Origin of the sequence: Runella sp. (assembly GCF_965279615.1) — a bacterium.
GTDB lineage: Bacteria > Bacteroidota > Bacteroidia > Cytophagales > Spirosomataceae > Runella.
Genome location: NZ_OZ257252.1, coordinates 3,166,947 through 3,180,965, shown reverse-complemented (window position 1 = coordinate 3,180,965; position 14,019 = coordinate 3,166,947). Strand labels below are relative to the sequence as shown.

Here is a 14,019-nt window from a genome sequence, read left to right as displayed (position 1 = left end):
TTGTTTGGGCGTGGGGCGTTATGACGAATTGCAAAGATTCCTGCAATTTTGTATTCTAAAATCTCCGAGAACATTAATCTCTAATTGATATGTCAAACCAACCATCAACTCTTTTCGACAAAGTGTGGGATGCCCACGTTGTCCGTAAGATTGAAGACGGCCCTGATGTGTTCTTCATCGACCGTCACTTTATTCATGAAGTAACCAGCCCTGTCGCTTTTTTAGGTCTTGAAAGTCGCGGTATCGGTGTTTTATTTCCCGAACGTACGTTCGCAACCGCCGACCACAATACACCGACCATCAACCAACATTTACCCGTAGAAGACCCGCTTTCGGCCAATCAGTTGAAAGCCCTCGAAACCAACACCGCGAAATACGGTATTTCGCACTGGGGTTTGGGTCACGCCAAAAACGGTATTGTGCACGTAGTGGGGCCTGAAAACGGAATCACGCTTCCCGGTATGACCATCGTTTGCGGTGATTCACACACATCTACACATGGTGCCTTCGGGGCGATTGCTTTTGGGATCGGTACGTCGGAAGTGGAAATGGTACTGGCCTCGCAGTGTATCATGCAGCCAAAACCTAAGAAAATGCGTATTACCATCAACGGTAAATTGGGTAAAGGTGTATTGCCGAAAGACGCTGTTTTGTACATTATTTCGCAGATTTCGGCCAGTGGTGCTACAGGATATTTTGTAGAATACGCCGGCGAAGTGTTTGAAAATATGAGTATGGAAGGCCGCATGACGGTTTGTAACATGTCTATCGAAATGGGTGCGCGGGGTGGTATGATCGCTCCTGACGAGACGGCATTTGCGTACCTCAAAGGTCGTGAGCAAACGCCTAAAGGCGAAGCATGGGACAAAGCATTGGCTTACTGGAAAACCCTCAAAACCGACGAAGGCGCGACGTTTGACTTGGAATATACCTACGATGCCGCTGACATTGAACCCCAAATCACCTATGGCACAAACCCCGGTTTGGGGACAGGGATTTCTCAACATATTCCTAAAGCTGAAGACGTATTAGATGGCGGTGCTTCCTACGCTAAATCATTGGCTTACATGGGTTTTGCCGAAGATGACAGCATCATTGGGAAACCAATTGATTTTGTTTTCCTGGGTAGCTGTACCAATGGTCGTATCGAAGATTTTCGGGCGTTTGCTTCTATTGTGAAAGGCCGTAAAAAGGCAGATAATGTAACGGCTTGGTTAGTACCGGGCTCACATATTGTTGAATCTCAGATCAAAGAAGAAGGGATTTTAGATATTCTGAACGAAGCGGGTTTTCAATTACGTCAACCGGGATGTTCTGCCTGTTTGGCAATGAACGATGACAAGATCCCTGCGGGCAAATATGCGGTAAGTACTTCAAACCGTAATTTCGAAGGCCGTCAGGGACCGGGGGCGCGCACGTTGTTGGCCAGCCCATTTGTGGCTGCTGCCGCCGCCGTAACAGGTAAAGTAACTGACCCACGGGAGTTTTTGTAGTTTTCTCATCATTCCAAATTAATTACACCGAGAGCCTCAGAGAACATTTGAGAGCCACAGAGAAATGGAGGTAAATGAGATAACTCGCCGCATAATTGGCTGTGCTATTGAAGTTCATAAAGCGCTTGGTCCGGGATTATTGGAATCCGCCTATGAAGAATGCTTGGTTTATGAATTGCAAAGAGCAGGATTACAGGTGTTAAGACAAAAGCCTGTTCCAATTATCTACAAAGAAATCCATTTAGAACAAGGTTACAGAATTGATTTATTAATTGAGGGTTTAGTAGTAGTTGAACTTAAAAGTGTGGAATTGCTTAATCCTGTTCATGAAGCCCAAATTCTCACTTACATGAAATTTGCAGAGAAGAAAATAGGCTTACTCATTAACTTTAATGTACTGATTTTAAAAGAAGGAGTTAGAAGGTTTATCAGATGATTTTATCTCTGTGGCTCTCTCAAAAAAACTCTGCTGTTCTCTGTGTAATACTTAACAACGAAACAACATGGCATACGATAAATTCACTATATTAAAAAGTTCGGCGGTACCTCTTCCTTTGGAAAACGTGGATACTGACCAGATCATCCCCGCTCGCTTCCTGAAAGCTACTGAGCGTAAAGGCTTTGGCGATAACCTGTTCCGCGATTGGCGCTATAATCCCGATAATTCACCCAAAGCGGATTTTGTCTTGAACAATCCTCTTTACTCGGGAAAAATCCTTGTAGGCGGTCGTAACTTCGGGAGCGGCTCGAGCCGTGAGCACGCTGCATGGGCCATTTACGATTATGGATTTCGCTGTGTGGTATCAAGCTTTTTTGCTGATATTTTTAAGAACAATTCCATCAACGTCGGAATTTTACCCGTAACGGTAACACCTGAATTTTTGGACAAGATTTTCTTGGCGATTGAAAAAGATCCTAAAACAGAATTGGAAGTTAGTTTGTCTGACCAAACCATTACCATTTTGGCAACGGGTGACCGGGAATCTTTTGATATCAATGGATACAAAAAGCACAACCTATTAAATGGTTTCGATGATATTGATTATCTGCGGGCAATGAAAGAGGAAATCGGAGCTTTTGAATCCGCTCTTCTCTTTTAATTTTTATGCGATACATTGAAATAATGGATACGACACTCCGTGACGGTGAACAAACCAGCGGAGTGTCTTTTTCGGCTTCTGAAAAACTGGCTTTAGCACAATTACTGCTCACCGAAGTCAAAGCGGATCGCATCGAAGTGGCTTCCGCACGCGTGTCGGAAGGAGAATTGAGAGCGGTACAGAAAATTACGAATTGGGCCAAAGAAAACGGGTATTTGGACAAAGTAGAAGTGCTGACGTTTGTAGACGGTGAAGCATCTATCAATTGGATGCTTGAGTCGGGCGCAACGGTCATGAATTTACTGACCAAAGGTTCGCTGAATCATTTGGTACATCAGCTCAAAAAAACACCCGAAGCGCATTTTGCCGACATTCAGAAAGTGGTTGCATTGGCGCAGTCGAAAGGGATTTCGTGCAACGTGTATTTGGAAGATTGGAGCAACGGGATGCGCAATTCTCCCGAATACGTGTTTCAATTTCTTGATTTCCTGACAACTCAGCCCATTCGCCGAGTGCTTTTGCCGGATACATTGGGCGTGCTTACGCCTGCGGAATCCTACACATTTGTGAAATCAATTGTAGAACGGTATCCCGATCAACACTTTGATTTTCACGCTCATAACGACTATGATCTGGGCATTGCCAACGTCATGGAAGCAGTGCGTGCAGGAGCGCATGGACTGCATTTGACGGTAAATGGCATGGGTGAACGCGCCGGAAATGCGCCGCTATCAAGCGCGATTGCGGCCTTGAAGGACTTTATGCCTGAGGTAACAACGGGTGTTGTGGAAGAGTCTTTGTATTCGATCAGCAAAATCGTTGAAACCTTCTCAGGGCTTCGCATTCCTGCCAATAAACCGATAGTTGGGGATAATGTATTTACCCAAACGGCCGGTATTCACGCCGACGGTGACAAGAAAAACAACCTGTATTTCAATGAGTTGATGCCGGAACGCTTTGGACGTAAACGTTCATATGCATTGGGAAAAACGTCAGGAAAAGCCAATATCGAAAACAATCTTCGGGAATTGGGCATCAAGCTGGCCGACGAAGACCTCAAAAAAGTAACGCAGCGTATCATCGAACTCGGCGACCGCAAGGAAGTAGTGACGCAGGAAGACCTCCCTTATATTATTTCTGACGTACTGGATACCAATGCCATTGAGTACAAGATCGAAGTACTGAATTATGTCTTGACTCACTCCAAAGACCTCAAGCCTTCGGCAACGCTGAAAGTAAAGATCGAAGACGAGACGTTTGAAGAAAACGCGCAGGGCGACGGGCAATACGATGCCTTCATGAATGCATTGAAGAAAATTTATGAGGTTAAAGGAAAAACCCTTCCCTTGTTGACGGACTACGCCGTGCGTATTCCAACGGGAGGCAAGACCGATGCTCTTTGTGAAACCATCATTACCTGGAATTGGAATAATAAAGAATTCAAAACCAGAGGTTTAGACTCTGACCAAACCGTGTCTGCCATTAAGGCTACTCAGAAAATGTTGAATTTGATTTCTATTTAACATTTAACCACGGAGGTCACAGAGTTATGGCACGGAGTTATACTGAGTTTGATAACCTTACAAGTAACATTTTAAAGTGTGCTTATGATGTACATACTAAATTAGGCCCGGGCTTATTAGAAAGTGCGTACAAAGAATGTTTGTCTTACAAATTACAAACATTAGGGTTGTTTGTCGAAAAAGAGAAGGCAATGCCTCTGGTTTTTGAAGAAATAAAGCTTGATTGCGGTTATCGAATTGATATTTTGGTTGAAAAATCTATTGTCTTGGAATTGAAGTCAGTAGAAGCTTTAAATGATGTCCATACAGCGCAAGTATTGACTTATATGCGTTTAGGCGAGTTCAAAATTGGGTACTTGATGAATTTCAATGTGAGCAGCCTGCGCAATGGCATCAAAAGATATGTATTATAAAACTCTGTGGAACTCGGTGCCAAACTCCGTGGAACTCAGTGGTTAAAAACTCAAAACTCACAAATGGCAAAAAAACACATCCTAATCGTTCCCGGTGATGGTATCGGGCAAGAAGTTACCACTGTTGGTAAACAAGTTTTAGATCGTATCGCCGAAAAATTCGGACACGAATTCACCTACGACGAAGCCCTCATCGGTCACGTTGCCATTGAAGCAACGGGCGACCCGCTTCCTGAAGAAACGCTCACAAAAATGCGTGCTTCCGATGCCATTTTGTTTGGCGCTGTAGGTCATCCCAAATACGACAACGACCCTTCCGCAAAAGTGCGTCCGGAACAGGGCTTGTTGAGAATGCGTAAAGAATTGGGCCTGTATGCTAACCTTCGCCCTATCAAATTGTTTGATGAATTGTTGGAAGCTTCCAGCATCAAGCCTGAGATCTTAAAAGGCTGTGATATTCTCTTCTTCCGTGAATTGACGGGTGATGTTTATTTCGGTAAACGTGAGCGCCTTGACGACGGAAATACGGCCTATGACACTATGATCTACAGCAAATACGAAGTGGAGCGCATTGCCCGTAAAGCATTTGATGCAGCCATGACAAGAGGTAAAAAACTCATGTCGGTAGACAAGGCTAATGTACTGGAAAGCAGTCGTTTGTGGCGAGAAGTGGTACAGGCAGTAGCCAAGGAATATCCCGAAGTTCAGGTAAGTCATCAGTTTGTGGATTCGGCAGCGATGTTGCTTATCAAAAATCCAAGAGACTTTGACGTAGTAGTAACGGGTAATCTATTTGGTGATATTTTGACCGACGAAGCCAGTCAAATTGCCGGTTCAATGGGCATGTTGGCCTCGGCTTCGGTAGGCGACAGTACGGGCGTTTATGAGCCTATTCACGGTTCAGCGCACGACATCACGGGCAAAGGTGTTGCCAATCCGTTGGCTTCTGTGCTTTCTGCGGCGTTGTTGTTAGATATTTCATTTGGTTTGAAAGAAGAATCAGAGGCAATTATTGCCGCCGTAGATGCCGTTCTGAAAGCAGGTTTCCGCACAAGGGACATCGCCAACAGCGAAACTCCCGCCGACAAAATTCTGGGTACTGACGCTATGGGTGCTGAATTGTTGAAAAACCTTTAGTAAAATAATGAGAAGTGAAAATGTAAAACTTGGAACCATTATTTTGTGATTCACTAAGTTTTTGCCGTTTTTGCGGTGTATAATCACTTTCAAACATGAACCATTGGTTGAAAAATACCTTTTCAAAGCCCCATATCGCCATCGTCTGGACGTTGGTGATTTTGGGGCTTTGCACACTTCCGAGTAAGCAAATGCCCCAAGAATTAGGGTGGGATAAATTGCACCATTTTGGGGCTTTCGGTATTTTGGGTGCTCTTTGGTATTGGGTCAAACCTCGACCCGGTTGGGTGATAATCGGAGGGATTTCTTATGGTTTTTTTATTGAAGTATGGCAACACGTATTACCGATTGGGCGCACGTTTGACCTCTACGATGCCGTTGCCGACGCCATTGGAGTAATAGTATCCATTCCGATTGCATATTGGTTTAAGAAGACGTTTTTTTAGATCATCAATCGTGCTCTGAAATTTACAAAATCATGCCGAATCCTTTTTTAGAAACCCAACGCCTTTATATTCGCCTTTTCCGGGAAAGTGATGTCAATGATTTGTTTCGAACAGAAGGCGATCCGAAGGTAATGGCATTTATTCGAAAACCCGCCGCAGATCCTTCTCAGAGTTTGGGCCGAATCCGACAGGAAATCATTTATGCAACTGCCAATCAAGGATTGGGACTTTTTGCCTGTTTTGAAAAAGCAACGGATACGTATATTGGACTCGTTAAAATCAAGCACATCGAAGATACTGAAGCCATTGAAGTCGGGTACGCCTTTTTACCTGAAGCTTGGGGAAAAGGCTACGCTACCGAGATAACTAAAAGAGCCATAGAGTATCTCCAACGTAATTTTGAAGGAAGAAAGATCGTTGCTTTCATTCAGGATGGGAATACCGGTTCTAAGCACGTTTTGGAAAAAGTGGGAATGACTCAGGTTGAAACCAAGTATGAAAACCACAAAGAGGCACTGGTATTTGAATTAATACAATAAAGTGTCCATTACATTTCCCCCTCTACTCCCAAGCCGAATAACGCAAAATCATACTTCACAGGGTCATTGGGGTCAAGTTGCTTTAGATTTTCAGTCAATTCGAGGGCGGTCATCCAATCGGTAGTTGGGCGTTGAATGAGGCCGAGTTTGCGCCCTACGCGGTCTACATGTACATCGCAGGGGCAGATGAGTTGAGAAGGTTTTATGGTGGTCCAGATTCCGAAGTCCACGCCTTTATCGTCTTGCCGAACCATCCACCGCAAAAACATATTCAATCGCTTACACGATGATTTTCGGACAGGTGTAGCAATGTGCTTGCGGGTGCGTTCGGGAAAGTCTTCTAAGCTGAAAAACAATTCGTGAAAAGCAGCTAATCCCTTTTCTACATGCGGAGCATCAGGGGATAACGCCTGTGCAAAGGCATTCTCCAACGAATCGTGCTGTTGGTAGTACTCTTTAAAGAAATGAAGAAAATAGAGTGTATCCGTGGCGTTGAAAGTGCGGTGTTTGAAATTCAGAAAGCGTTTTAGATCAGAGTCTTCATGATTTTTGATGAAGTCATACGGCGCACCATCCATCAATTGAATCAACTCGTTACATTTATTGATGATAGTTTTGCGCTGCCCCCAAGCCAACACAGCGGCCCAAAAACCCATGATCTCAATGTCTTGACGACGGGAAAATTGATGCGGAATACTGATCGGGTCATGGGAAATAAAATCAGGGCGGTTGTATTGAGTTACTTTTTGTTCCAGCAACTCAGCTACATAATTATTCATCAAGCGCGTTTACCTCCATTTAAGAGCCAAACCAACCCTTGAGAAAGCCCGGAAAACAATCGAACTATCCCCGTAAATACCAAGGCAAACAGCGAGATAATCGGATAAAAAATGGTAAATCCCACACTCCAGATACGGTATCCGAGAGTGGTCTTAAGTTGTTCGCGTTCCTGGCGACGAGAGAGCATTGGACAAATGAGTTGAAATGGAATGATAAGGCTTATTACTGAAACAGAAAGTATGCAAAGCCTTGTTGTTTAACCACAAAGGTCGCGTTTTGGTTCGAGAAATAAAAGTCTCAATCGGATGTAATACGTTTGGGTACGCGCTTGGTTAAATAGAAAAGTTGGATAGTACCCCCTTCGGTAATGGTAAATGGGCGATTCCAAAAACGGACGCCTGCACCCGGTAAATAAGTAGCATTTGGATGGCCGATGTTAGAAAGAATAAATGCATATCTGGCGATGAACCGAGCTTCCAAACGCCTGAAAAGCAAAAAATTGATACCCGTACAAAAATCAATGTTTATCCCCAGACCCGATTCGTTCGGAAGTTTAACTTGATAACTTGGGAAATATTTCCCTTGTATGTCTATTGCAGAGGAGACTTTTGCAGATGTCAATGTAAGATTACAGCCCCAAAGAACACTTTCGTTACCTTTTCTGATTCTGCCACGGTATTCACGACCTATTTTTGCATAATAGCCTGTTATATGCTGAGCTAACCGATCTACTGCTTGATGGTTTATTGCAGCATATCCTAATCCAACATTCAATAATGTGCGTGGTTTTTTCGTCGTAAATGAAGCATAAACCTCAAAAATAGCAGGATTACTGAACCCGTATTCTTCCTGAGAAATAAATAGAAAAGGCAGATTTTTAAATCCATCTATTCCTACTGCATACAGCGCATGCTTTCGATCCTGTGCCTGTACAGGAAATAATAAAGTGAGAAAACAAATAGTAATAAGACCTTTCATGATCAATAAATTTCTAAAACGATTCCACCACCGCCCTGGGGGCGTTTTCCTATTTCCTGTTTACTATAATAGCTTAAATAATTAATATAAACTCTTTGAAAGGTAGAGTGCACGCTGTCTTTAAGAGGCGGTTCTAAATCTAAGATATACCCGCAATTCTCACTTACATTATAGATGCGCTTGGCATAGGGTACAGTTAACGTATCAATGCGATTGGGTTGCTCCAAAATGTACGTAGTATGGTCATCGTTGAGATTAAGAGGCAAAAAAATGTCTCCGTATATTTCCTGTGATGTTGATGTTATACCTTCTTTTGGAATTTCTTTTACAGAGCCTATGGCTCGAATTTTTGTAAAAACAGGTTTTTTTGAGGCATAGAATTGAATAGCCAGCGTCGGTTCAGCTGTTATGCCGCATTCTTCGGAGCAACCGGTTAAAAGTAAAGACAGTAGAATAAGAACTGCATATTTCATAACGCAAAGGTTTTTGTCAAAAATTACGAAATGGTCTTGTAAAATACTACTTTACAGAATGAATTTTATAAATGAGAAAAACAATGTTCGAGCATAAAAACCAAAAAGTCCTATCACGCCCAAAGTTTCATCGTCGTGTCCTCATGTATGCCTCGGTGGCATTTGGAATGATCGGCGTTTCCTGGATAATCGGCGCATTAGGGTATCGTTATTTGACGGAGCCTCACCTGAGTTGGGTAGATTCATTTTACAATGCCGCCATGATTTTAGGGGGCATGGGCCCCGTTGATATTTTGCAGTCAGATACTGCCAAAATTTTCGCGTCGTTTTATGCGTTATTCAGTGGCATTACTTTTTTATCAGCAACGTCTGTATTGTTTGCCCCTTTCATCCACCGCTTTTTACACATCTTACACGTAGATAATGCTGACCGCTGATATTCTCAAAATATACCTTCGTCGCCTCACCAATCTCAGTACGCGTAATCGTTCGCTGTTATTGACAAATCTGCCGGCCGAGCAGTTTTTGGATTGGCAGGAACTGGATTTTTTAGACGGTCATTCGGCATTTGATGTATTGAAAGACGTGCTTTCTCAAAAAAAGACGGTAAAACTATGTCAGCGGTTGGATAGCCGTTCGGAAAAGGTCAACGAAATCAGCAAACGATTGACAAAATTGACGCGTACTGAGCGCTTTATTGAAGAAGAGCGAGGGTCGGAAGATTTGTACGTAGCGTATCCTTTTGTGCGCGGTAAGCTTATGGATGGCACCGTGATACACGCACCCTTGGCCTTTTTTCCGGTGACTTTGCAACAACTTCCCAATAACTCCAAAGCTCCCGAAAGTTTAGACCCGCAGGGCGACTCCGTTCCGGGAAGTTCAAAATCGCTTAATGGTCCCGTTTCGGGAAATTCGGAAGGTGCTTGGAAGTTGTACCGCCGCGAAGAACCTGCGGCGCTCAATCGCAGTTTTTTGTTGGCTTATGGTCACTTCAATCAGGTCAAAATTTCGGAAGAATTGCTCGAAAAAAGCCTTGATGAACTGAGCAAAGAGCCGCTTGCTTTTCGTACCGAATTGTATGAATTACTCAAAAACAGTTCGTTGGACATCAATTTTAATCAAGATCTTTTTCAGGATACCCTTCAATTTTTTGATGGACAATCCAAGCCTGATCTTGATCTGCTTGAACGCAACGGCGAGCTTAAACTGTACCCTGAAGCAGTTCTGGGGATTTTTCCGCAAACGGGCAGTTATTTAGGACCCGATTATGAAGTGTTGATCGACGAAGAAGACAATGAGCAGGAAGAGGAAAGCGAACCTTTTTTCTTTCCGGTTTCAACACCCACTTCTTATTCCTTTAAAGAAGAACAGACGTTTACTGCCTTCCCGCAGGATGCCACGCAGGAAGCGGCCCTAAAGCGGGTGAAGCAGGGTGAGTCGCTGGTGGTGCAAGGGCCTCCCGGTACGGGAAAATCACAATTGATCTCCAACCTCATGGCCGATTTTGCCGCTCGCGGTATGCGCGTATTATTGGTATGTCAAAAACGGGTGGCGCTGGACGTGGTACATCAGCGATTAGCGCAAGTGGGCATGTCGCCTTTTCTGGCTTTGGTGCATGATTTCAAAAACGACCGTGCGGCGTTGTATGGTCAGTTGACCACGCAGATCGAAAACGTGGAAGCATATCAAAAGCAAAATTACAGCTTGGATTCTATCGTGCTTGAGCGGCAATTTTTGCAAACAAGCCGTAGCATTGAACAGATCAGCAATGAATTGGAGGCTTTCAAGAAAGCGCTTTTTAATTCGCTTGATTGCGGAATTTCACCCAAAGAACTCTACCTGACAAGTGACCCTACCGCTCCGCACATTGCGATGCCGTATTTCAAAGCGTTTCGGTTTGATGAAAAATTAGACGTATTCCTGCAAAAATTACGGCGCTATGAATCGTATCAGGCCAAATTGGGCGCAACGCATCCGTGGCATAACCGCGTAGGTTTTTCTCAGATTTCATTTCAGGAAATTCCTCAAATTGACGCAACGATTGAGGAAGTGTTGAGTTGGAACGAAAACCTGAAAACCAAAACTCAACGTTGGGTAGGCGAGGCGTTTACCGTTGAAAGAGCCTTGCAAACGGCGAAACAAAAAGATAAGCTACAACAATGGTCTCAGCCTTTGGAGGACGAAAACGTTTGGGCATTGTTCAGGAAATGGGAAGCAGAATTTATCACAAAAGAAAAAATAAAATGGTTTAAGAATGCGACGGGAGAAATGGCCGAATTGCAGTCTAAGAGATTGTTGGGACCGGAAGTGCCTTCAAGTCAGTTGTCTTCTTTTTCAACTCGTTTGCAAAACCTTATTACAGCGCGTGGATCATTGCTAAAATGGCCTTTTTATGGCGATAAAGCGTATTTTCGCCCCCTTGTTGCCACATACGGCTTAGGTCTTGATTTGGGAGATCTGTACAAACTCAATGATTTTCTGTCAAATAGACTGCGTTGGGAACAGTTGCTGAAAGAAATAGGGGAGAAGTTGGAAATTCCGATACTCACCGAACAATTTGGACAATCAGAAAACAATTATCAGGATTTCTTAACGGCTTATGCCACTGCACAGGAAGCATTTCAAGGCTTGGAAACTAACTTCGGATTTGTGCGGAAATTGGTAAAAAATTCGGCTACATTTTCAGAATTCAGTAAGAAAACCAAAGCGCTGATTACCCTTTGTGAACAAACGGCTCAGAAATACGGCGAATGGCAAAAATACCTGACCAAAATGCAGATCAGTCTATTGCTTGAAAATCCTACATCCAAAGATGAACTCCAACAGATACTTCACCGCGATTTTGATCTGTTAACGGAAGCCGATACGCTCAAAGGCAGTTTCTCCGCCATTGAAGCTGAAATTTGTCAAGGGCTTGAGATATTGCCTTCTCACGGAAACACGGGGTTAGTGGAGCATTTTCAGAATTCACTTCGATTGGCTTGGTTGGCGCAACTGGAAGAGTTGTATCCCATATTACGGTCTGTTTCTTCGTTGAAAATCAGTCAATTGGAGCAGGAGTTACAAGACGCGATCCTTCAAAAACAATCGTTGAGTCGGGAAATTCTGTTGATGCAATTGCGGGAGCAAACGGGTAAAAATGTAGAATTTAATCGATTGCAAAACCGCGTCACCTACCGTGAGCTGCAGCATCAGGTAACCAAAAAACGCAAAATTTGGCCGGTACGTAAGCTTATGGAGCAACACGCCGAAGAGGTATTTCGATTGGTTCCCTGTTGGTTGGCTTCTCCTGAGACAGTTTCAGCGGTGTTTCCGTTGACCAAAGGGCTGTTTGATCTGGTGATTTTTGATGAAGCTTCGCAATGTTATGCGGAGTATGGCATTCCGGCCATTTACCGCGCCAAGCAAACGGTCGTAGTGGGAGACAGTAAACAGCTTACGCCGTATGATTTGTACCGTGTTCGTTATGAAGGAGAGAATGAAGACGAACGCCCCGCATTGGAGGCCGAATCTTTGCTTGATCTGGCCAAACAATTTCTGCCTGAAACCTTACTCCAAGGCCATTATCGAAGCCGTTCGTTGGATTTGATCGATTTTTCCAATCAACATTTTTACAAGAATAAACTGCAATTATTGCCTCATTTTGATGATGTAAATCGACAGGAACCGGCCATTCAGTTTATCAAAGTTGATGGCATTTGGGAAGGCAATCGTAATCAGATCGAAGCCGAAAAAGTAGTGGAACTTTTACAGGAATTACAGCAAACCTATCCAAACCATTCCATTGGTATAGTCACCTTTAACCTTCCGCAACAGCAGTTAATTGAGAATCTTATTCTTCAACCGTCGGGGATAAAAGGCGCAGCAAATTCGCATTCACTGTTCATCAAAAATATCGAAAATGTGCAGGGAGATGAGCGAGATATTATTGTCTTTTCGGTAGGGTATGCGCCTGATGTTCAGGGTAAACTGCGTGCACAATTCGGTAGTTTGAACGGCTTGGGTGGTGAAAATCGACTGAATGTAGCCGTCACCCGCGCCCGCGAAAAAGTGTATGTTGTGACCAGTATCCTGCCCGAGGAATTGAAAGTGGAAGATACGTTGCACGAAGGGCCTAAGTTGCTGAAAGCCTATCTTCAATATGCCTTGAATGTGTCGGAAGGGAATTATGCGCCTCAACCTTTTGTGTCGGATAAATACCGTTCCGAATGGTTGCTCAAAAACCAATTGATGAAAAATGGAAAATGGAAAACGAAAGATCAAACGGAAGAAGGAGGTTCACCTACTTCTTTGCATTTTACGCTTCCTTTCGCCGACCTGACCGTCAAAAACGATGAGCACTATGAAAGCGTTATTCTGACCGATGATGAACTCTATCAACAGGCTGTTTCAGCCAAAGAATCGCACGCCTATCTGCCGTTACAGCTACGCGCCAAGGGTTGGTCGTTTGAGCGGGTGTGGAGCCGCGAGTGGTGGAGAAAACGGTAAATTTCTTTAATTTTGGAAAAAAATAGTCAAGTATGATTTTCTCGCTGCATTTTCCGCCAAAATTGCGATTCTCGGATGAGGAGCTGGTGGCTTTTTGCCTTGCCAATCCTGACTTAAATCTTGAACGCGACGAAAAAGGAGAAATACAGCTCATGTCACCTGCTCACGGACTTACAAGTGCTAATAACAGTGAGATTATTGGCGAAGTTATAATTTGGAATAGAAGAACAAAGGCAGGTAAAGTATTTGATTCAAGCGGTGGATTTTTCCTGCCTGATACTTCCATGCGAGCGCCCGATGTAGCGTGGGTACGTAAAGAGCGTTGGGATGCACTGAGTAAAAAGGAAAAACACTCATTTCCTTATTTAGCTCCTGATTTTATCATTGAATTGGAATCAGATACTGATAATCTCAACAAGCTAAAATCCAAAATGAAGAAATGGGTCGCCAATGGAGTGCGGCTTGCGTGGTTGATCTCAATGTCTCAAAAGAAAACGTATGTTTACCGAGCCAACGGTGAAGTAAAAAAAGTCTCTTTCGACCAAAAATTAGAAGGCGAAGACATCTTGCCGGGATTTGAAGTAATACTCGCAGATATTTTTGAAATTTAATTTCCAACGTTTCATCAGGCACTTGCGTCTTTGGGTGT

General features: G+C 43.6%; 15 protein-coding genes. 11 read left to right on the top strand and 4 right to left on the bottom strand.

The features are described 5' to 3' along the window. The first annotated feature begins 89 nt into the window (after positions 1-89). The 8 genes from leuC to ACQY73_RS13550 all read left to right on the top strand — a co-directional run bounded on the left by leuC (position 90) and on the right by ACQY73_RS13550 (position 6,651). Complete coding sequence (leuC, locus tag ACQY73_RS13585) at positions 90-1,493, top strand: 3-isopropylmalate dehydratase large subunit (RefSeq protein WP_428666861.1); 1,404 nt, start codon at positions 90-92, stop codon at positions 1,491-1,493. 64 nt (positions 1,494-1,557) lie between these two features. Next, complete coding sequence (locus ACQY73_RS13580) at positions 1,558-1,929, top strand: GxxExxY protein (RefSeq protein WP_428666858.1); 372 nt, start codon at positions 1,558-1,560, stop codon at positions 1,927-1,929. A gap of 67 nt (positions 1,930-1,996) precedes the next feature. Then, a complete protein-coding gene (gene leuD, locus ACQY73_RS13575; RefSeq protein ID WP_428666856.1) occupies positions 1,997-2,593 on the top strand; it encodes a 3-isopropylmalate dehydratase small subunit in 597 nt (198 codons plus the stop codon). A gap of 23 nt (positions 2,594-2,616) precedes the next feature. Then, positions 2,617-4,116, top strand: coding sequence for an alpha-isopropylmalate synthase regulatory domain-containing protein (locus ACQY73_RS13570; RefSeq protein WP_428666854.1), 1,500 nt, complete (start codon positions 2,617-2,619; stop codon positions 4,114-4,116). Positions 4,117-4,142: 26 nt separating this feature from the next. Next, positions 4,143-4,529 (top strand): GxxExxY protein, encoded by a 387-nt coding sequence (locus tag ACQY73_RS13565; RefSeq protein ID WP_428666851.1) that lies wholly within the window; start codon positions 4,143-4,145, stop codon positions 4,527-4,529. A gap of 63 nt (positions 4,530-4,592) precedes the next feature. After that, positions 4,593-5,666, top strand: coding sequence for a 3-isopropylmalate dehydrogenase (leuB, locus tag ACQY73_RS13560; RefSeq protein WP_428666848.1), 1,074 nt, complete (start codon positions 4,593-4,595; stop codon positions 5,664-5,666). Between the two features lie 95 nt (positions 5,667-5,761). Further along, positions 5,762-6,112: a VanZ family protein gene (locus ACQY73_RS13555; RefSeq protein WP_428666845.1), complete on the top strand. Its 351-nt coding sequence runs from the start codon at positions 5,762-5,764 to the stop codon at positions 6,110-6,112. A 32-nt stretch (positions 6,113-6,144) separates the two neighbouring features. Then, a complete protein-coding gene (locus tag ACQY73_RS13550; RefSeq protein ID WP_428666841.1) occupies positions 6,145-6,651 on the top strand; it encodes a GNAT family N-acetyltransferase in 507 nt (168 codons plus the stop codon). An 8-nt stretch (positions 6,652-6,659) separates the two neighbouring features. Here the strand turns inward: ACQY73_RS13550 and ACQY73_RS13545 are convergent, their stop codons facing one another. The 4 genes from ACQY73_RS13545 to ACQY73_RS13530 form a co-directional block, all read right to left on the bottom strand. After that, positions 6,660-7,430, bottom strand: coding sequence for a TIGR02757 family protein (locus ACQY73_RS13545; protein WP_428666838.1), 771 nt, complete (start codon positions 7,428-7,430; stop codon positions 6,660-6,662). Next, a complete protein-coding gene (locus ACQY73_RS13540; protein WP_428666835.1) occupies positions 7,430-7,618 on the bottom strand; it encodes a hypothetical protein in 189 nt (62 codons plus the stop codon). Before ACQY73_RS13540 ends, ACQY73_RS13545 begins: the two co-directional genes overlap by 1 nt. A gap of 110 nt (positions 7,619-7,728) precedes the next feature. Beyond that, the gene (locus ACQY73_RS13535) at positions 7,729-8,409 is read right to left on the bottom strand and encodes a hypothetical protein (protein WP_428666833.1); all 681 of its coding nucleotides are present in this window, start codon (positions 8,407-8,409) and stop codon (positions 7,729-7,731) included. Positions 8,410-8,411: 2 nt separating this feature from the next. Further along, positions 8,412-8,882: a hypothetical protein gene (locus ACQY73_RS13530; protein WP_428666830.1), complete on the bottom strand. Its 471-nt coding sequence runs from the start codon at positions 8,880-8,882 to the stop codon at positions 8,412-8,414. Positions 8,883-8,965: 83 nt separating this feature from the next. Between ACQY73_RS13530 and ACQY73_RS13525 the strand changes: the two genes are divergently transcribed. Genes ACQY73_RS13525 through ACQY73_RS13515 form a run of 3 tightly spaced genes read left to right on the top strand, consistent with a single transcriptional unit; the run spans position 8,966 to position 13,981 of the window. Continuing rightward, entirely contained in the window at positions 8,966-9,319 is a 354-nt protein-coding gene (locus ACQY73_RS13525; protein WP_428666827.1) for a hypothetical protein, read from the top strand. Then, positions 9,306-13,370, top strand: coding sequence for an AAA domain-containing protein (locus ACQY73_RS13520; protein ID WP_428666824.1), 4,065 nt, complete (start codon positions 9,306-9,308; stop codon positions 13,368-13,370). Before ACQY73_RS13525 ends, ACQY73_RS13520 begins: the two co-directional genes overlap by 14 nt. A 32-nt stretch (positions 13,371-13,402) precedes the next feature. Continuing rightward, the gene (locus tag ACQY73_RS13515) at positions 13,403-13,981 is read left to right on the top strand and encodes a Uma2 family endonuclease (protein WP_428666821.1); all 579 of its coding nucleotides are present in this window, start codon (positions 13,403-13,405) and stop codon (positions 13,979-13,981) included. Positions 13,982-14,019 lie beyond the last annotated feature (38 nt).